The sequence below is a fragment of the Pseudomonas sp. ES4 genome (assembly GCF_050586665.1).
Classification (GTDB): domain Bacteria; phylum Pseudomonadota; class Gammaproteobacteria; order Pseudomonadales; family Pseudomonadaceae; genus Aquipseudomonas; species Aquipseudomonas frederiksbergensis.
In genome coordinates this window covers 43,360-62,156 of record NZ_JBOBDO010000003.1, presented here as the reverse complement: position 1 = coordinate 62,156, position 18,797 = coordinate 43,360, and the positions used below count along the sequence as shown (strand labels likewise).

Below are 18,797 nucleotides of genomic sequence, written 5' to 3'. Positions count from 1 at the left end.
CAGCGGGAGCAAGCTCCCTCGCCACAGGGACCGGTGGGGTTATTGGGTGCGCGCCTGATCCGGAAGGAACACCGATGAATGCTCCGATGCAAGCTCATCGCCTTGCAGCGGCTCGACAGCTTGCCGGGGCATCAACACCTGCTGTGGATAAGTCTGCGCGAAATGCACCCACGGGCTGTTATCCACAAGCTTTTTCAAACGCTGGTTGAACGCTCGACTCACTGCGTATTGCCCTCCCGACACGGTGCGAAACTGTGCCGTCAGCACCACGCCGTTGAGGTCCATCTTGTCGACACCAAACACATCCAGCGGCCCTTGCAGGTTGTACTTGAGGAACGCATCGTCGCGGATGGAATCCCCGGCCTCGCGGATCAACTCGATAGCCTTGTCGACATCGGTGTCGTAAGTGAATTGCACTGAAAAAAACGCATAGGCGAATTGCCGCGATTGATTGGTCACGGCCTTGATCTGACCGAACGGCACCGAGTGCACAAAGCCCTTGCCGTCACGCAGGCGCAAGGTGCGGATGGTCAGGCCTTCGACGGTGCCGGCGTGGCCAGAGTCGAGGACCACCCAATCGCCAATCGACAACGTGTCTTCAATGATGATGAACAACCCGGTGATCACATCCTGCACCAGCTGCTGGGAACCGAAACCGATGGCCAGCCCCACGACACCGGCACCGGCCAGAAAAGGTGCAACGTTGATCCCCAGGTTAGCCATGGTGGTGATCGCGCAGATCACCACCAGAATGATTTTGATCGCGTTGCGCAGCAGCGGCAGGATGGTTTTGATCCGGGTGCTGGGCTGGCGCGCCGAGCGTTTGCTGACGGGTGGCTTCAGGGCTTCTTGAATCGCCGTGTCCAACACCACCCAGACCATCCAGGTCACCAGGAAAATCAAACCGATGCGGCTCAGGGAATCACTGATCGCCCGGCCGACGGAATTGCTCACCGCAAATTCGAACAGCGACACCCCCCAGATGCGCCCCAGTACATCGATGAACACAATCGCCAGGGCGATGCGCAGCAACGCGTGGGAAAGGCTGAGAAAGCGTTCCTTGTAGGCACTGCTGCGACGCACGGCCAACTCACTGCGCGACTTGAACAGATGATGAAGCGACGTACTGAGAAACACCGTCGCAATCAGCAAGACAGTAGTAAACAGCGCGCAGCGAAGCACTTCCTGGTTGTCATCGCCGATGCCGATCAGGTTGATCACCGACACCAGCACCATCAACAGAATCGGCCAGTACCAGAGCCCGGAAAAGATCCGCAGCATTTCACGCAAGGCCGGCTGGCTGAGGCGCTGGGCCAACGGCAAAATGCGGATCAGATGGGCAACCGGACGGCGCATCTTGATCACCAGAATGCCAAAGGTGACCGAGGCCGCCACCCCGGTGAACACCGCGACGCTGCTGGTGAGATTGCCGCCAAGCAGGCGGGCGATCTGCGGGCTGGTCAAGCCGTCGCTCAGCGCCACGAGGAAGCCCATCAAAAACAGCGGTCGTGGGCTGTACTGATGAATAAGCTGCACCGCCCGGCGCTTGTGGCCAGCGTTGAACAGCACCACCAGCGACAACAGCAACGACGCGGCGAAGATGCCGCTGCTGGTGGCATAAGCGAAACACAACGCCAGGGCCCGGCCAGCGGACACTTGCAGGAAGTGGCTGACGTACAGCGTCAGCGGCAGGCTGATCAGCGCCGGAACCGTGTAGGGCAACACATAACCGAGTAACGCCTGACCGCGCTCGCGAGTCAGCAACAGGCGGTTCTGGCACAGACGTTTGGCGAGCAGACCGCCAAGCAACCAGAGCAGCGCGAAAACGCCAAGCCACACGCCGGACAACAGCAGGAAATCCCCCGCCACGCTCCAGCTCGAACGGGATGAGGGATGATTGACCAGTTGATCCACCTCAACCGCGGCCCGGTCTGCACGCAGACGCCAGGCATCCAGCAGGTCCTCGTTGAGATCGAGTTTTCCTTGGACTTGATCAATGCTCGAACTGATCGCCCCCAGTAAACCACCCTGTACCAGCGGTTCGGGGTGGGCCAGTGGTGTCGCGGCGGTGGCCGGCACACCCGGCAGTGCGGCGGCAGCCTCCAGCTCGTTGCTGCCCAGAATCGCCAATGCCCCCAGTAGTATCGCGGTCTTGAACTTGAACAAACGCGGTGCTCCTGCAAAAGGGTCTGTAAGGAACTGATCGGGGAATTGTAGGCAAGTTCGGTTTTTGCCGTGAGATTGCAAGCCAATGCGACTCCCTGTGGCGAGGGGGCTTGCCCCCGTTGGGCTGCGGAGCGGCCCAAAACCCGTCAATCGGTATTCTCCAGATACACCGCGAACAATGGGTTTACGCCTGCTTCGCAGTCGAACGGGGGCAAGCCCCCTCGCCACAGGTATTTTTCAGCCCGAGGTGATCTTTGCGCGCAAGGCAAATATCAAATGCCCATCCCCCTATTTTTCCGCATAACCCAAACCCCGACACTGCGCTCCATCAATCAATCCACCGGAGTTGCAGTCATGCCCATTGCCTTGCTCGCGCTGACCCTCAGCGCCTTCGCCATCGGGACGACCGAGTTCGTCATCGTTGGCCTGTTACCCACCATCGGCGCCGACCTTGGCGTCAGCCTGCCGTCCGCCGGCCTGCTGGTCAGTCTCTACGCATTGGGCGTTGCCATCGGCGCCCCGGTGCTGACCGCCCTCACCGGCAAAGTCCCGCGCAAACTGCTGCTGTTGTCGCTGATGGTGCTGTTCACCCTGGGTAACCTGCTGGCCTGGAAAGCGCCGAGTTACGAGTCGCTGATCATTGCGCGGATCGTCACCGGCCTGGCCCACGGGGTGTTCTTCTCGATTGGCTCGACCATCGCCACCAGCCTCGTGCCGAAAGAGAAAGCCGCCAGCGCGATCGCCATCATGTTCACCGGCCTGACGGTGGCCTTGGTGACCGGCGTGCCACTGGGGACGTTCATTGGTCAGCATTTCGGCTGGCGTGAAACCTTCCTCGCGGTGTCCGCCCTGGGGGTGATCGCGTTCATCGGCAGCCTGCTTTACGTGCCGAAAAACATCGCCCACAGCAAACCCGCTTCACTGTTGCAGCAATTGCAGGTGCTCAAGCAACCCCGTCTGCTGCTGGTGTACGCCATGACCGCGGTCGGTTACGGCGGCTCATTCATCGCATTCACCTTCCTGGCACCGATTCTTCAGGACATTTCCGGCTTCAGCGCCAGCACCGTCAGCCTGGTGTTGCTGGTCTACGGCATCTCGGTGGCCGTCGGAAACATCTGGGGCGGCAAACTGGCGGACAAACGCGGCCCGATCAGCGCCCTGAAAATCATCTTCGCCCTGCTTGCCGCCGTGTTGTTCGTACTGACCTTTACCGCTGGCAGCCCATGGCTGGCCCTGGCCACCGTGCTGGTCTGGGGCGCGGTTGCATTCGGCAACGTGCCGGGCCTGCAGGTTTACGTGGTGCGCCAGGCCGAACATCACACCCCGCATGCGGTGGACGTGGCGTCGGGCCTGAACATCGCCGCGTTCAACCTCGGCATCGCCGGTGGCGCGTGGGGCGGTGGCTTGATCGTTGCTCACATGGGCCTGATCCACACCGCATGGATCGGGGGTCTGGTGGTGTTGGTGGCGTTGGCGCTGACCGCGTGGAGCGGTCGTCTTGATCGATTAGGTCCGGCATATGCCGAATCGGTTGAAGGTTTAACCCGAGTAGTCACAGGCCACTGATGCCCCTGTGGGAGCGGGCTTGCCCGCGATGGCGGCGGCACATCCAGCGATGATGTGACTGACACACCGCTTTCGCGAGCAAGCCCGCTCCCACATTTGATCTGCGGTGTTTTGTCGAGCGTGTACCGTCCGTAGCCCCGTCGAAACTTTCTCGCCTGCCGCGCAGTCATCAAAAGACAGGGCGGTCCGAAGACCATTAGACGGGAGGCGACATGGCGGCGATCCACATCGGCATTTCAGGCTGGCGCTACACGCCCTGGCGGGGGGAGTTCTACCCGAAGGGGCTGACCCACAAGCGCGAATTGCAATTCGCCTCACGGGCGGTCAACAGCATCGAAATCAATGGATCGTTTTACGCCCTGCAACGGCCGGAACGGTATGCCCAGTGGTACGCCGAAACCCCAAGGGGCTTCGTTTTCAGCGTCAAAGCTCCGCGCTTCATCACCCACATCAGGCGACTGCGAGACATCCATAAACCCTTGGCGAATTTCTTCGCTTCCGGGGTGCTGGAACTCAAGGAAAAACTCGGCCCGATCCTCTGGCAATTCCCGCCCAACTTCAAATTCAATGCCGAGTTGTTCGAGACCTTTCTGGAGCAGTTGCCCCGCAACACCGAAGAGGCCGCCGCCCTCGCCCGTCAGCATGATTCGCACCTGAACGGTCACGCCAGCCTGAAGGCCTATGGAAAAAAGCCTTTGCGCCATGCCATAGAAATCAGAAACGAGAGCTTCGTCGACCCCGCCTTCATCCGCCTGCTCAAACGCCACAATGCTGCGCTGGTTATCGCTGACACCGCCGGTAAATGGCCGTACCGCGAGGACCTCACCAGCGACTTCGTTTACCTGCGCCTGCACGGTGCCGAAGAACTCTATGCCAGCGGTTACACCCCCGAAGCACTGAAACGCTGGGGCGACCGGATCGAGGCTTGGCACCACGGCCGGCAACCGCCCGACCCGCAGCTGATCGCCCCCCGGCAAAAGCCCAAGGCGCGCAAATCCCGTGAGGTGTTTTGCTACTTCGACAACGACATCAAAGTCCGCGCGCCCTTCGATGCCCGCCGCTTGCTGGAGCGCTTTCACCTGGATAAAGACCTCGCCACCCGCCCCGGTGAACGGGCCGCCGAAGGAGTGCTGTCATGAGCATTCCCGAACAGGTCGGCCCTCGCGATGAACAGCCCCCCATCATCACCGCCGTGCGCCGCTTCACGGTGCTGACGGTCAACACGCACAAGGGGTTCACCGCGCTCAACCGGCGCTTTATCCTGCCGGAACTGCGCGAAGCGGTGCGCAGCGTGTCCGCTGACGTGGTGTTTTTGCAGGAAGTCCACGGCACTCACGAGCATCACCCTCAGCGCTACACCAATTGGCCGGCGATGCCGCAATACGAGTTCCTCGCCGACACCCTATGGCCGCAGTTTGCCTATGGGCGCAACGCGGTCTATCCGGCGGGCGATCACGGCAATGCACTGCTGTCGAAATTCCAGATCATTCGCCATGACAACCTCGACGTGTCCATCAGCGGTCACGAAAACCGCGGCATCTTGCATTGCGTGCTGCGCCTGCCCGGTGACGGCCAGGAAGTGCATGCCATTTGTGTGCATCTGGGCCTTCGCGAAACCCACCGCACCGAACAGCTCAAGTTGCTGGCCCGGCGCCTCGAAGAACTGCCCAGCGATGCCCCCGTGATCGTTGCCGGTGACTTCAACGATTGGCGCCAGCGTGCCGACGCGCTGCTCAAACCCAGCGGTCTGCGGGAGGTTTTCGCCGAACTCCACGGCAAACCGGCGCGCAGCTTTCCAGCGCGCTTGCCGGCGCTGCGCCTTGACCGCATCTACGTGCGCAACCTCAAGGCCAGTCGGCCGCAAGTGCTGGCCGCGCGGCCCTGGTCACACCTTTCCGACCATGCACCGCTATCGGTGGAGATCGAGCTATGAGCACCCCATCGATGGATAAAACCAACGTGGAACACTTATCCACAACTCCGCCGATCCGTGAGCCGGGTGTGGTCGACGTCGAATATGGCTGGCAAGGCAACAACCGCGTAGAGCTGCTGGAAAACGGCGAAGACTATTTCCCTCGGGTGTTCGAAGCCATGCGTCAGGCCAAGACTGAAATCCTCCTGGAAACCTTCATTGTGTTTGAGGACAAGGTCGGTAATGAGCTGCAGGAAGTGCTGATCGCCGCCGCTCAACGCGGTGTGCGAATCACCGCCAGTCTCGACGGTTTTGGCTGCGGTGAACTGAGCACGCAATACCTCAGTACCTTGAGCGAGGCGGGCGTACGCATCCAGATTTTCGACCCGGCGCCCAAACTTCTGGGCATCCGCACCAACTGGTTCCGGCGTCTGCACCGCAAGATCGTGGTGGTCGACGGCACGATTGCTTTCATTGGCGGCATCAACTTTTCGGCCGACCATTTGGCTGACTTCGGCCCTGAGGCCAAGCAGGATTATTCCGTGGAAGTGCAAGGCCCGGCGGTGGCCGACATCCATCACTTCGCCTTGCTGCAAAGCGGTCGCCCGGCTCGCGCCAAATACTGGTGGCAACGACGCCGGCAACGGCGCTCGGAGCTGGCGTTCACCGATCATGACGGCCAGGTTCGCCTGGTGTACCGCGACAACGGCGAGCATCCGACCGACATCGAAGAGGTTTACCTGCAAGTGCTGCGCAGTGCCCAGCGTCGGGTGGTGATCGCCAATGCCTACTTCTTTCCGGGCTATCGCCTGCTGCGCGAGATCCGCAACGCGGCACGTCGTGGCGTCGATGTGCGGCTGATCCTGCAAGGTCAGCCCGACCTGCTGGCGGCCAAACTCGCCGCGCGCATGACCTATGACTACCTGCTCGAAGCCGGCGTAAAGATTTACGAATATTGCGACCGTCCGCTGCACGGCAAAGTCGCACTGGTGGATGAGGATTGGAGCACGGTCGGTTCGAGCAACCTCGACCCGTTGAGCCTGTCCTTGAACCTGGAAGCCAATGTGTTGATCCGCGATCGTGCCTTCAACCGCGACCTGTTCGAGCGCCTCGAATACCTGAGTAACAACCATTGCAAGGTCATGTCCGCGGACAAGTCCCCGCGCGGGCGGCTCTGGCACATGACCGTCGGCTTTCTGGTGTTTCACTTCCTGCGGCACTTCCCGGCCTGGGCCGGTTGGCTGCCGGCGCACAAGCCGCGCCTGAAACCCTTTTCCCATTCCGCCCGGAGTGACACCTGATGAGCCACTCTGATACGCAACCGGCGACCCATGCCGAAACGCCGCGCAAATCCCGCTGGAGCCGCTGGAAACGGCCGCTGACCATGCTGTTTTTCCTGGCGTTGATCGTCCTGTTCACGATGCTTGCCCAGCGCATCGAATGGGATGAAGTGTTCCATAACCTCACCGAGTTCAAGGTGCGCACGCTGATCATCGCGTCCGCTCTGACCTTGGTGAGTTTTCTGGTCTACGCCTGCTTCGACTTGATCGGCCGTACCTACATACGCCAGGACCTGACGTGGAAGCAGATCTTGCCGGTGGGGATTATCAGCTATGCCTTCAACCTCAATCTGAGCGCTTGGGTCGGCGGTGTTGCCATGCGTTATCGGCTGTATTCGCGACTCGGGGTGAGCAAGGGCAACATCGCGAAAATTCTCGGGTTGAGCCTCGCGACGAACTGGTTCGGTTACATGGTGATTGCCGGTGCCGTGTTCAGCAGCGGACTGGTGCGAATGCCGCCAGGCTGGAAGCTGAGCACCGGCGCGTTGCAAGGTGTGGGCGTGTTGTTGCTGGTGCTGAGCGCGTGCTATCTGGCCGCGTGTCAGTTTTCCAGGCGGCGGGAGTGGGCGATACGCGGGGTGGAAATCAACCTGCCGTCGTTGCGCATGGCGGTGCTGCAACTGGCCCTCGGGGCGCTGAACTGGTCGCTGATGGCGGCGGTGATTTTCACCTTGCTGCCGAGCAAGCTGGATTACCCGCTGGTGCTTGGGGTGTTGCTGATCAGCGCGATTGCCGGGGTCATCACGCACATACCTGCCGGGCTCGGCGTGCTTGAAGCGGTGTTCGTGGCGCTGCTGCAACATGAAGCGTCCCGAGGCAGCCTGGTGGCCGGATTGCTGGCCTATCGAGCGATCTATTTCATCTTGCCGCTACTGATTACCCTGGTGATGTACCTGATCGTGGAAGCCAAGGCCAAGTCGTTGCGGATCGAGAAGAAACCTGCTCGCGATTGATCGCAAGAACACCACAGGTCTCAGGTCGATTGGATAATGCTCAACCGCTCGCCCACCACCATCTCGGTGATCCAGCCCACCAAAATCGAGGTGTACGCCTGTTGCGAAACAGGCTCGCTCAAGGCGTGATCGGCGCCGTCGATAATCCGGTGGGTCAGCGAGTGAGTCTGCTGACAGGCCGCACGGTAACTCATGATGGTCGCGTGGGGCACATAGTCGTCGGTCTCGGATTCGACCAACAGCACATCACCGGTAAACTGCGAACACGCGTGCAGCGCACGGTTGCTGTCGGCGCGCACTAGCGTGCTGCGGTAATCACGTAGATCGAGCTTGTCCAGTTCACGTTTGGGCGTGTGCCATTGATCATCTCGATACAGCGCCGGCACTCGCAGCGCCAGCCAGCGCACCGGGCGCAATGAGGTCAGGATCGAGGCCAGGTAACCGCCATAACTGGTGCCGACCACGGCAATCGCCGAGGTGTCGAGCGCCGGGTGCGCGAGCAAGCGGTCATACGCCGCTAGCAGGTCGCGCAGATTGTCTTCCCGGGTGACTCGATTGAGCGCAATACCGGTCCCGCCAGCGTGCCCGCGCAAGTCGAACGTCAGGCACACGCAACCCAGACCGGCGATGCCTTTGGCCCGTTCCAGGTCCCGCTCCTGACTGCCGCCCCAACCGTGCACAAAGAGCACGCCGGGCACTTTTGATTTGGGGCTGAGAAAAGTCCCGATCATCTGTTCATCGTCGATGTCGATCTGAATGGTTTCGCTTCTAGCCGTCATAGGATTTAACCGTTACGTACTTGAGGAGAAAGTCACTGTTTTGCGCCGGCCCGCGATACACCTCGATGGCGTCTGCCGGCAGCGGCTGATCGGTGTAGGTCTCGACCGATGACACGCGAATGGCGCGCATCCCGGGGTCGTTGAGGAAGCTCTGCAAGGCGGCCACTTCAGCGCCGCTGGCACCGCCGATTCGCCAGGACTGCTCGAGCACACCGCTGCGCTGTTTGCCGTTACTGTCCACGCCTTGGGCAATGTCGTAGTTGCGCCGCGAAGCGTAGAAACGGGGAAAAGCCTCATCCGCGGCACGGTCGAACACTTGCGCCTGGTGGATCGCCAGCCGGACGTCGTCCGGCAGTTCCAGTTCGAGCAGATCATCGTAGTGACCCCGCACTACCAGCAAGTTGGACCCTCCATAAACCTGCTCGCCCTGACCGTCTTCAGTCAAGTATTGATCACCGCAATAACTCAGCACCGTGTCGCCGATAAAACTCTGACCGACGCTGTGGGTGATCACGTGATCCAGGTCCTGCTCCAGCACCACACCTTCGGTGAACAGCGTTTTGGCTTCGGGTCTGGCAAGGAAGGCATCGAACTGGTCGAGGCTTTTGATCACTTCCTGACCGCGCCCGGCGCAGGCATGAATAGGCTTGATGCGGATCGGGCCGGTGTAGAGCAGGTGCTCTGCCGCGGGCCGCGCATCGTCCATGGAAAAAACACTGAGGCCATCGAGCACCACGCTGCGCACATGTTCGGAAAACAACGGTGACCAGCCTTGCGGAGCGTGAGCATTTTTATTGCGCAACCCGTGACTGATGGCCTTGGTGCAGATGAAATCATGCTCGACGTAACCGCCCCACACATCCTCCGGCCCCTTGACGCCTAACTGCTGGGCGGCAGCAGCGCCAACAAGGGTCTGGGTCGGCAACAGATACAGGTCTCGTCCGTTGTGCAGTGCCGGGTCGTAACTGCCGCCGTATTGAAGCCCCAGGATCTGCGCCAGCCAACGGGCCAGTGCACGATTGGTTTCCACTTCGTGCAACGGAGCATCGGCGTGCACGGAATGGGCGACCACCAGTTTCTTGCGATTTGCTGGGGTCATGCGTCCCCCTTCAATCTGCGCTTGATGAATGTAGTTGAAGGGGTGCAGAGATCAGGCCAACGGGGGCTCAGGACAAACGTTTTCCAAATCAGCCAGTTGCGAAAAACATGATGGCACCCTGCCTGTTTGATTCTGCACGACAGCCTTCAACATTCCGGCATTTTGCACGACCGAAGCCGTACACATTTTTGATCTGTTGTGATCTGGCTACCGAGTTACGGCAGTCGGTGTCACCCCAAACCGCGTCCGGTAATCACTCGGCGCCAACCCGGTAATCTTCTTGAACGTCGCCCGAAACGCACTCGGATCCTGATACCCCACCGTCCAGGCAATGTGATCGATGGTGCCGTTGGTGAACTCGAGCATTTCCCGGGCCTTGCCGACCCGCAGGTGCTGGCAATACTCGGTGGGTTTGAGCCCGGTGGCCGCGCGAAATCGACGCAGGAACGTGCGCTCTTCCAGCCCTGCCCGCTCGGCCATCGTTGCCAGCGACACATCGGTCGCTCCGGTGCTCTGCAGCCAATGCTGGACCTTGAGAATCGAAGCATCGCCATGGCTGAGAATGGGTGAAAAATTGCTGCCGCATTCACTCGCGCTGTCGCTGTGTTCCACCACCAGAAACCGCGCGGTACCGGTGGCGATGCTCGGCCCCAGCAGGCGGTTGACCAGGCGCAAACCCAGTTCGGACCAGGCCATTAGCCCGGCGGTGGTGATCAGGTCGCCGTCGTCGACGATGGGCGTGTCGGCCTTGAGCTTGATCGCCGGATAACGCTCGGCGAAGGCCTTGGCCGAGGTCCAGTGAGTGGTGGCGCTGCGACCGTCGAGCAGGCCGCTCTCGGCCAACAGAATCGACCCCACACAAACCCCGCCGAGTGTCGCGCCATTGGCGTGTTGCTGACGCAGCCAGCGAACCAGCCCCTGCGGTGCCTGGCCTTCGGAAAAACCGCCGATCGACGGCGGGATCAGCACCGCCACCAACGCACCGTCAGCCGCGGGATGACTGTCGTAGACCCGCTCGGGCGCCTGATCGCCGTCAACCTGCCAATGGCTGACCCGCAGCAACGGCAATTGCACCGACTGATGCTCGGCGGCAATCCGGTTCGCCACCCCGAACAAGTCCGTCAACCCATGCACCGCCGCCATTTGCGCACCGGGATAAATCAGCACGCCCAGCTCGGCGATTGGCCTTTGTGCATCCATTGTCAGTTTTCCCCCTTCTATTGTCGGTGCGGCCAATCCTCGGACGGCCTGCCAGACCCAATACTTCACTCCACACCCAACAAGCACTTCGAGGAAACAGTCATGGCCAAGCAAGCACTCATCGTAGTCGATATCCAAAATGACTACTTCCCCCAAGGCAAGTGGCCGCTGGTCGGCGCCGACGCTGCTGCGGACAACGCCGTTCGTCTGCTCAAAGCCTTTCGCGACGCCGGTGATTCGGTGGTGCACATCCGCCACGAATTCACCTCCGACGAAGCGCCCTTCTTCACTCCGGGCTCAGAAGGCGCGAAGCTGCACCCCAAAGTCCTCAACCGTGCCGACGAGCCGGTCGTGCTCAAACACTTCGTCAACTCGTTCCGCGAAACCGATCTGAAATCGATCCTCGACGAGCAAGGCATCAAGGAACTGGTGATCGTCGGCAGCATGAGCCACATGTGCGTCGATGGCATCACCCGCGCCGCCGCCGACTTTGGCTACACCGTCACAGTGATCCACGACGCCTGCGCTACTCGTGACCTGGAGTTCAATGGCATCACTGTGCCGGCAGCCCACGTGCACGCTGCCTTCATGTCAGCCCTGGGTTTTGCCTACGCCAGCGTAGTGTCCACTGACGAGTTCCTGGCGGCGCATCACTGATCAACGCTTGCAATCCGACATTCCCAAAACAAGGAAGGCCAGTCACGTGCGCACGTGACTGGCCTTTTTTCTGAGACTTACGGCCGAAAAGCCGGATAATGGCGACCAAATCGTCTAGCCGTTATTCTGGTAATCCCCCATGGAAATCAAGGTCAACTTTCTCGACAACCTTCGACTTGAAGCCAAGTTCGACGACTTCACGGTGGTGGCCGATCAACCTATCCGCTACAAAGGCGATGGCTCGGCACCGGGTCCGTTCGACTACTTCCTGGCGTCGTCGGCGTTGTGTGCCGCCTACTTCGTGAAGTTGTATTGCAGCACGCGCAATATCCCCACCGAGAACATCCGCCTGTCGCAGAACAATATTGTTGACCCGGAAAACCGTTACAACCAGATTTTCAAGATCCAGGTCGAGCTACCGGCGGACATCTCCGACAAGGATCGCCAAGGCATCCTGCGTTCCATCGACCGTTGCACCGTGAAAAAAGTGGTGCAAGCCGGGCCTGAGTTTGTGATCGAAGAAGTGGAAAACCTCGACGCCGATGCCCAGGCGTTGCTGATGCCTGCGTCCAATTCAGAGGCGCACACCTATATCGCGGGCAAGGATCTGCCGCTGGAGCAAACCATCGCCAACATGTCGGCCATCCTGGCGGACCTGGGCATGAAGATTGAAATCGCCTCGTGGCGCAATATCGTGCCTAACGTGTGGTCGCTGCATATCCGCGACGCGCACTCACCAATGTGCTTTACCAACGGCAAGGGTGCGACCAAGGAAGGCGCGTTGGCGTCGGCGTTGGGCGAGTTTATCGAGCGACTCAACTGCAACTTCTTCTACAACGACCAGTTCTGGGGCGAAGACATCGCCAACGCTGCGTTTGTGCACTACCCGGACGAACGCTGGTTCAAGCCTGGCCGTAAAGATGAGCTGCCAACCGAAATTCTCGATGAGTACTGCCTGAAGATTTACAACCGCGACGGCGAGCTGCGTGGCTCCCACCTGATCGATACCAACTCGGGCAATGAAGAGCGCGGCATCTGCTCGCTGCCGTACGTGCGTCAGTCGGACGGCGAGGTGGTGTACTTCCCGTCCAACCTGATTGAAAACCTGTTCCTGAGCAACGGAATGAGTGCCGGTAACACACTGGCCGAAGCCCAGGTGCAGTGCCTGTCGGAGATCTTCGAGCGCGCGGTAAAGCGCGAAATCATCGAAGGCGAATTCGCACTCCCGGATGTGCCGGCCAGCGTGCTGGCGAAGTACCCCGCCATACTGGCCGGTATTCAGGCACTGGAAGAGCAGGGATTCCCTGTGTTGGTGAAGGATGCGTCCCTGGGGGGTGAATTCCCGGTGATGTGCGTCACGTTGATGAACCCGCGTACCGGCGGTGTGTTCGCCTCGTTCGGCGCGCACCCGAGCCTGGAAGTGGCGCTGGAACGCAGCCTGACCGAATTGCTGCAGGGCCGCAGCTTCGAAGGCCTCAACGACCTGCCCCAGCCGACGTTTGAAGGCCATGCGGTGACCGAGCCGAACAACTTCGTCGAGCACTTTATCGACTCCAGCGGCGTGGTGTCGTGGCGCTTCTTCAGTGCCAAATCGGATTACGAATTCGTGGAGTGGGACTTCTCCGGCCTGGGTGAAAACTCGAATGCCGAGGAAGCCGCGACCTTGTTCGGCATTCTCGAAGGCATGGGCAAGGAAGTGTACATGGCGGTCTACGAGCATATCGGCGCCAAGGCCTGCCGCATCCTCGTACCGGACTATTCGGAAATCTATCCCGCGGATGATCTGATCTGGGACAACACCAACAAAGCGCTGTTCTTCCGTGCCGACATCCTCAACCTGCATCGCCTGGACGAAGAAGAACTGCAATCGCTGGTTGAACGTCTGGTGGAAAGTGAGCTGGACGACTACACCGACATCACCAGCCTGATCGGCATCGAATTTGACGACAATACGGCGTGGGGCCAGCTGACGATCCTGGAGTTGAAGCTGCTGATTTATCTCGCCTTGCAGCAATATGAAGAGGCGAAAGAGGCGGTAGAAATGTTCCTGCAGTACAACGACAACACGGTTGAACGCGGCTTGTTCTACCAAGCGGTCAATGTGGTGCTGGAGATGAAGCTGGACGAAGACCTGGAACTGGAAGACTACGAGGCCAATTTCCGCCGGATGTTTGGCAACGAGCGCACGGATGCAGCGATCGGCTCGGTGGACGGCAGCGTGCGTTTCCATGGCTTGACGCCGACCAGCCTGAAACTGGAGGGGCTCGACAGGCACCTGCGGTTGATCGATAGCTACAAGAAACTGCACTCGGCAAGGGCCAACGTGACAGCGTTATTCAGTTAATAGCGCCAACAAAAAAGCGAAGCCAGATGGCTTCGCTTTTTTGTTACTGACTGGAGAACTGCGCGTTTCGCCGAAGCGGCAAAGCGGATTTTCGATCTGTGCCATTTATCAGATATCTGATCCCACCGATTGAATAAGGGGGTCAGTCTTTAAATTGCTTCCATTCGTCGATCCCTGCGAGATTGCGCCGCCGGTTTTCCTGTGCATCGATCCTCTGGGAAGGAAACTTGTCTGCACCGACTGCCCAACGTGCCGTCGCTCGCGCCACCCTACGTCCAAAGCGCTCCGCGCTAAGCCTGTCGCCTGGATGCGGAGCGTTCTCCGCCGTGCCCTCATTCAGGCTTTGAGTCATCAGGCCTAGCCATGATCCGTTGACGTTCACGTCGTTGAAACCGCCATCGGGATAGTTGCCACCCGGCAAATCCCCGGCGCTTACCCACATCATTCCCATTTGCGCCGCGAAGATCGACATCTGCTGCAGCGTTACGAGCTTGTCGCCGGAGCGCGCTCCAGAGTTTGTGAACCCGGCGGCGATCTTGTCCTTCCACTCCTGGCTACGCCAAGGCGCGATACCAGCCTCGAGGAACAGCTTGAACAATCCATGGGCCGACCCCATGTAGGTGGGCGCACCAAAGATTATGGCGTCAGCCTCCGCTAGCCGGCTCATGACAGCATCATCACGCCACCTGCCATCACTACCGATCTGAGCGGGCACAATCTCGATGAGTTCGGCACATGTTCCCGCAACCACTGCTGCGCCTTGCTGGACATGCTCCGCGACAGTCCGTGTGTGTCCTCGTCCGGATGAATACACAATTACGACGATAGTCATTTATTTCTCCTGATTAGGACTGCCACTGGATACGGGTTGGTGCCGTAACTCTAAGACAACAGGTCACTATTCGCGAGGGCTAAAACCGTTGAACACCCAGCCACCACCCGATCACGCAATGGCCGGGCCGGACTCAGCGATAGACCGGAAAACGACGGCACAGCGCGACAACCTGTTCGCGCACGTGGTGCTCGACCTTGTCGCTTTCACCGTTTTCCAGGGCGTCCAGTACGTCGCATAACCAGCCGGCCACTTGCTCGCAAGCCTCCACATCAAACCCGCGGGTGGTCACCGCCGGGGTGCCGATACGAAGGCCGGAGGTCACAAACGGTGAGCGCGGGTCATTCGGCACCGAGTTTTTGTTGGCGGTGATAAAGGCACTGCTCAGGGCCGCGTCGGCCTCCTTGCCGGTGTATGGCTTGTCGGACAGGTCGATCAGCATCATGTGGTTGTCGGTGCCGCCCGAGACGATCTTGTACCCGCGCTTTTGCAACACCCCGGCCATGGCCCGGGCGTTGATGACCACTTGGGTCTGGTAAATTCTAAACTCCGGCGCAAGCGCTTCCTTGAACGCCACGGCCTTGGCCGCGATCTGGTGCATCAGCGGCCCACCCTGTACGCCGGGAAACACAGCGGAGTCGAGCTTTTTGTAGAAAGCTTCATCCTGTCCCTTGGACAAAATCAAACCGCCGCGTGGCCCGCGCAGGGTTTTGTGCGTGGTGCTGGTGACCACATGCGCATGGGGAAGCGGGTCCGGGTATTCGCCCGCGGCGACCAGCCCGGCGACGTGGGCCATATCGACCCAGAAGATAGCCCCTACCTTGTCGGCAATGCTGCGCATGCGTGCCCAGTCCTTGTACCGCGAATACGCGGAAAAACCACCGATCAACATTTTTGGGCGTGTCTGCAGTGCGATGCGCTCCATCTCGTCATAGTCAAGAAAGCCGGTTTTCGGGTTCAGTCCGTAAGGCACGATGGTGTAGTGACGCCCCGAAAAGTTGGCCGGGTTGCCGTGGGTCAGGTGACCGCCCTGGGCCAGGTTCATGCCCATCACCGTGTCACCGGGGTTGATCAGTGCCAGGAAGACCGCCGCGTTGGCCTGGGCGCCCGCATGGGGTTGCACGTTGGCGTAGTCGCAGTCGAACAAGGCCTTGACCCGCTTGATGGCCAGCCGCTCGGCCACATCGACGTATTCGCAGCCGCTGTAATAGCGCTTGCCGGGGTAGCCTTCGGCGTACTTGTTGGTGAGCACCGTGCTCTGGGTTTTCATCACCAGCGGGCTGGCATAGTTTTCCGAGGCGATCAGCTCGATATGGTCTTCCTGGCGATGCTCTTCGTTGTGAATCGATTCATACAGCTCAGGGTCGAAAGCGTTGAGGGTCAGCGTCGAGTCGTACATGGGCAAAGTGTCCTTGGTCAAGAATTCAAGCGGAGGGTGACAGCAGGCGCGTGATGCGCGCGGCGATGTCGTCGATCTGTGCGTCATCGCAGATCAGCGGCGCCCGTGAAAACTGTTGTCCATCACCAACACTTGCGGCTGGGTCACCTGCTCCTGCCATGGGATACGAAACAGGTTGGTCGTGTGCAGCAACACCGTGGCGCCCTGGCCTCGGCTGAACGAAACCGGTTGTCGGGCTGAGGTGTGCATGAGGTAAGCGGGTGCAGCGGACATTGCGGGCCTTCCTGTAGAGGGGATCAACGGCTGGGATCGATCGACAACAACGTGTCTTCACTGAGGGGGCGGGCATCGGCGGTCGGCCAGTAGTAGGTATCCGGCATGGCTCGGGCGCCGAAGATCGCCTGTCCGACGCGCACCACGGTCGCGCCCTCTTCAATGGCGATTTCAAAGTCGCCCGACATGCCCATCGACAGCTCTTGCAGCGACACCCCATCAGGGGCGCAATGACGCAAGCGGTCGCGCAATTCACGCAGCCGGACGAAGCATGGGCGCACCCGCACCGCGTCGGCCGAGAACAGCGCCAGCGTCATCAACCCGCGAACCCGCAGTGTCGGGAACGCTGGCATAGTCTCCAGGAAAGCCGCCACGTCATCGGGCGCCAGCCCGTACTTGCTGGCTTCGCCTGAGGTATTGACCTGGACGAACACGTCCATCTGCCGACCTTCAATGCGCAGGCGACGGTCCAGCGCCTCGGCCACCCGCAGGCTGTCCAGGGCCTGGAACTCACTGGCGAAGCGTGCGACCTGCTTGGCCTTGTTGGTCTGCAAGTGGCCGATCACCGACCATTGCAGGTCTTGCAGGTCGGTCATGGCTTCCCACTTGCGCTGTGCTTCCTGCACCTTGTTCTCGCCCAGCAGGCGGCAACCGGCGGCATAGGCCAGACGCAGGTGAGCTTCATCAAAGGTTTTGCTGACCGGCAGCAAGCGCACACCGGCCGGGTCCCGCCCTACCCGATGGCACGCCTCGACAATGCGTTGCTGCACGGCGGCCAGGTTGCGGCGAAAGTCTTCGACACTGTCGGCCTGTGGGTAACGACCATGGCGCGCATGCAGGATGTTGAGGTCTTCGGTTTGATCAGGCATCAGTTGGCCGCTCCTTTGGTGGGCACTGCAACCGGTTCGGCCTGTGGCACCGCAGTCTTTTCACGACGCGGCAACTGCCCATTGAGCACGGCGTAGGCCGCCAGGCCGATGACCAGGCCCCAGAACGCGCCGCCGATGCCCAACAGGGTGATATTGGCCGCGCAGGCCAGAAAGGTGATCAGCGACGCTTCCCGCGATTTCACGTCCGCCATGGCATTGGCCAGGCTCGCGCCGAGGGTGCCCAACAGTGCCAGCCCGGCCAGGGTGGTGATGAAGGTCGCCGGGAAGGCCATGAACACCGCCGCCAGGGTCACGCCGAAAATCCCCACCAGGATGTAGAAGATGCCCGCGGCCACGCCTGCGATCCAGCGCTTGGACGGGGCTTCAGACGCTTCCTTGCCAGTGCAGATGGCAGCCGTGATGGCCGCGATGTTGAAGGCATGGGAACCGAACGGCGCCATCAGCAAAGAACCCAGCCCGGTCACGCTGAGGATCGGGTTGGCACTGGTGTTGAACCCGTCATTGCGCAGCACCAGCATGCCCGGCATGTACTGCCCCGTGAGGGTGATCAGAAACAGCGGCAACGCCACGCTCAACAACGCATTGACCGAGAACTCGGGGCGTGTGAACACCGGTGTCGCAAACTCCAGCGCCAGCCCCGTGAAATCCACGCGCCCCTGCATCAGCAGAAAGCCAAGCCCCAGCACCAGAATGCCGACCACCGCATAGCGCGCACTCAAGCGCTTGAACGCGATGTAGGCGCCGATCAACACCCCGACCAATAACGGGTCGACGCTCATGCTGGCGAACGCACCGATGCCGAACTGCAACAAGATGCCGCCCAACAAGCCCGCTGCCACACCGGGCGGGATCAGGCGAACGGCTTTTTCAAAGTAGCCGGACAAGCCCAGCAGCACGAACGCTGTAGCCGAAATCATGTACGCCCCGATGGCCTCGGCGTACGGTGTGGTCGCCAAGGCGACGATCAAGAAAGCCGCCGCCGGGGTCGACCAGGCGGTGATGATCGGCTCGCGGCTCACCCAACTGAGGAACAGCCCGGTCACCCCTACCCCGATCGACACTGACCAAACCCACGACGCCGTCAACTCAGGGCTGAGCCCTGCGACCTTGGCGGCCTGAAACACCAGGATGAAGGTGCCGCCGTAATTGACGATCACCGAAATCAGCCCGGCAACCACCGGGTGCAGCAGGTCCCGCAGACGCAGGGACGAAAGGAATTGAGTAGATGACATAGGTCTTGGCTCCTTGCTGGACGATGTAATCCGGCCGCTGGCAAGCGATCATTTATAGCCGTTGAATGGCAGGTTTACCCCTGCGCGGCCTGGGGTGGCGAGGGCCAGAGTCTACGGATAAACTGGCCTGCCTTTACCTGCCAATTCATGGAAAG

16 protein-coding genes are annotated in these 18,797 nt (G+C 60.4%); 7 read left to right on the top strand and 9 right to left on the bottom strand.

Annotated features, from left to right (window positions below; genetic code table 11):
* Positions 1–39: 39 nt before the first annotated feature.
* On the bottom strand, positions 40–2,166 hold the full coding sequence (locus ACQ4OB_RS04580; RefSeq protein ID WP_430955199.1) for a mechanosensitive ion channel family protein: 2,127 nt from the start codon (positions 2,164–2,166) through the stop codon (positions 40–42).
* A gap of 354 nt (positions 2,167–2,520) precedes the next feature.
* On the opposite strand from ACQ4OB_RS04580, the gene ACQ4OB_RS04575 reads away from it, so the two are divergent.
* From ACQ4OB_RS04575 to ACQ4OB_RS04555, 5 genes are all read left to right on the top strand, one after another.
* Positions 2,521–3,732 (top strand): MFS transporter, encoded by a 1,212-nt coding sequence (locus ACQ4OB_RS04575; RefSeq protein ID WP_074871301.1) that lies wholly within the window; start codon positions 2,521–2,523, stop codon positions 3,730–3,732.
* Between the two features lie 212 nt (positions 3,733–3,944).
* Positions 3,945–4,871, top strand: coding sequence for a DUF72 domain-containing protein (locus ACQ4OB_RS04570; protein ID WP_074871303.1), 927 nt, complete (start codon positions 3,945–3,947; stop codon positions 4,869–4,871).
* Entirely contained in the window at positions 4,868–5,665 is a 798-nt protein-coding gene (locus ACQ4OB_RS04565) for an endonuclease/exonuclease/phosphatase family protein (protein ID WP_074871304.1), read from the top strand. Before ACQ4OB_RS04570 ends, ACQ4OB_RS04565 begins: the two co-directional genes overlap by 4 nt.
* Positions 5,662–6,945 (top strand): cardiolipin synthase ClsB, encoded by a 1,284-nt coding sequence (gene clsB, locus ACQ4OB_RS04560; protein WP_430955198.1) that lies wholly within the window; start codon positions 5,662–5,664, stop codon positions 6,943–6,945. The genes ACQ4OB_RS04565 and clsB overlap by 4 nt, the downstream gene beginning before the upstream one ends.
* Positions 6,945–7,937, top strand: coding sequence for a lysylphosphatidylglycerol synthase domain-containing protein (locus tag ACQ4OB_RS04555; RefSeq protein ID WP_430955197.1), 993 nt, complete (start codon positions 6,945–6,947; stop codon positions 7,935–7,937). The genes clsB and ACQ4OB_RS04555 overlap by 1 nt, the downstream gene beginning before the upstream one ends.
* Positions 7,938–7,957: 20 nt before the next feature.
* Here ACQ4OB_RS04555 and ACQ4OB_RS04550 read toward each other — a convergent pair whose 3' ends face one another.
* The 3 genes from ACQ4OB_RS04550 to ACQ4OB_RS04540 all read right to left on the bottom strand — a co-directional run bounded on the left by ACQ4OB_RS04550 (position 7,958) and on the right by ACQ4OB_RS04540 (position 11,015).
* Entirely contained in the window at positions 7,958–8,716 is a 759-nt protein-coding gene (locus ACQ4OB_RS04550; protein ID WP_074871310.1) for an alpha/beta hydrolase family protein, read from the bottom strand.
* Positions 8,706–9,815, bottom strand: a complete 1,110-nt coding sequence (locus tag ACQ4OB_RS04545) for a DUF3182 family protein (protein ID WP_430955196.1) — start codon at positions 9,813–9,815, stop codon at positions 8,706–8,708. Before ACQ4OB_RS04545 ends, ACQ4OB_RS04550 begins: the two co-directional genes overlap by 11 nt.
* Positions 9,816–10,022: 207 nt before the next feature.
* Entirely contained in the window at positions 10,023–11,015 is a 993-nt protein-coding gene (locus tag ACQ4OB_RS04540; RefSeq protein WP_430955195.1) for a GlxA family transcriptional regulator, read from the bottom strand.
* 102 nt (positions 11,016–11,117) lie between these two features.
* Between ACQ4OB_RS04540 and ACQ4OB_RS04535 the strand changes: the two genes are divergently transcribed.
* On the top strand, positions 11,118–11,672 hold the full coding sequence (locus ACQ4OB_RS04535; RefSeq protein WP_074871315.1) for a cysteine hydrolase family protein: 555 nt from the start codon (positions 11,118–11,120) through the stop codon (positions 11,670–11,672).
* A 139-nt stretch (positions 11,673–11,811) separates the two neighbouring features.
* Positions 11,812–14,016 (top strand): OsmC domain/YcaO domain-containing protein, encoded by a 2,205-nt coding sequence (locus ACQ4OB_RS04530; protein ID WP_430955194.1) that lies wholly within the window; start codon positions 11,812–11,814, stop codon positions 14,014–14,016.
* Positions 14,017–14,158: 142 nt separating this feature from the next.
* Here ACQ4OB_RS04530 and ACQ4OB_RS04525 read toward each other — a convergent pair whose 3' ends face one another.
* The 5 genes from ACQ4OB_RS04525 to ACQ4OB_RS04505 form a co-directional block, all read right to left on the bottom strand.
* A complete protein-coding gene (locus ACQ4OB_RS04525) occupies positions 14,159–14,848 on the bottom strand; it encodes a flavodoxin family protein (protein ID WP_074871318.1) in 690 nt (229 codons plus the stop codon).
* A 133-nt stretch (positions 14,849–14,981) separates the two neighbouring features.
* The gene (glyA, locus tag ACQ4OB_RS04520; protein WP_102615734.1) at positions 14,982–16,247 is read right to left on the bottom strand and encodes a serine hydroxymethyltransferase; all 1,266 of its coding nucleotides are present in this window, start codon (positions 16,245–16,247) and stop codon (positions 14,982–14,984) included.
* 93 nt (positions 16,248–16,340) lie between these two features.
* Entirely contained in the window at positions 16,341–16,520 is a 180-nt protein-coding gene (locus ACQ4OB_RS04515; protein WP_074871322.1) for a hypothetical protein, read from the bottom strand.
* Between the two features lie 23 nt (positions 16,521–16,543).
* The gene (locus tag ACQ4OB_RS04510) at positions 16,544–17,389 is read right to left on the bottom strand and encodes a YggS family pyridoxal phosphate-dependent enzyme (protein WP_430955193.1); all 846 of its coding nucleotides are present in this window, start codon (positions 17,387–17,389) and stop codon (positions 16,544–16,546) included.
* Positions 17,389–18,642 carry a benzoate/H(+) symporter BenE family transporter gene (locus ACQ4OB_RS04505; RefSeq protein ID WP_430955192.1) on the bottom strand — a complete coding sequence of 418 codons (1,254 nt, stop codon included), beginning with the start codon at positions 18,640–18,642 and terminating at the stop codon, positions 17,389–17,391. Before ACQ4OB_RS04505 ends, ACQ4OB_RS04510 begins: the two co-directional genes overlap by 1 nt.
* Positions 18,643–18,797 lie beyond the last annotated feature (155 nt).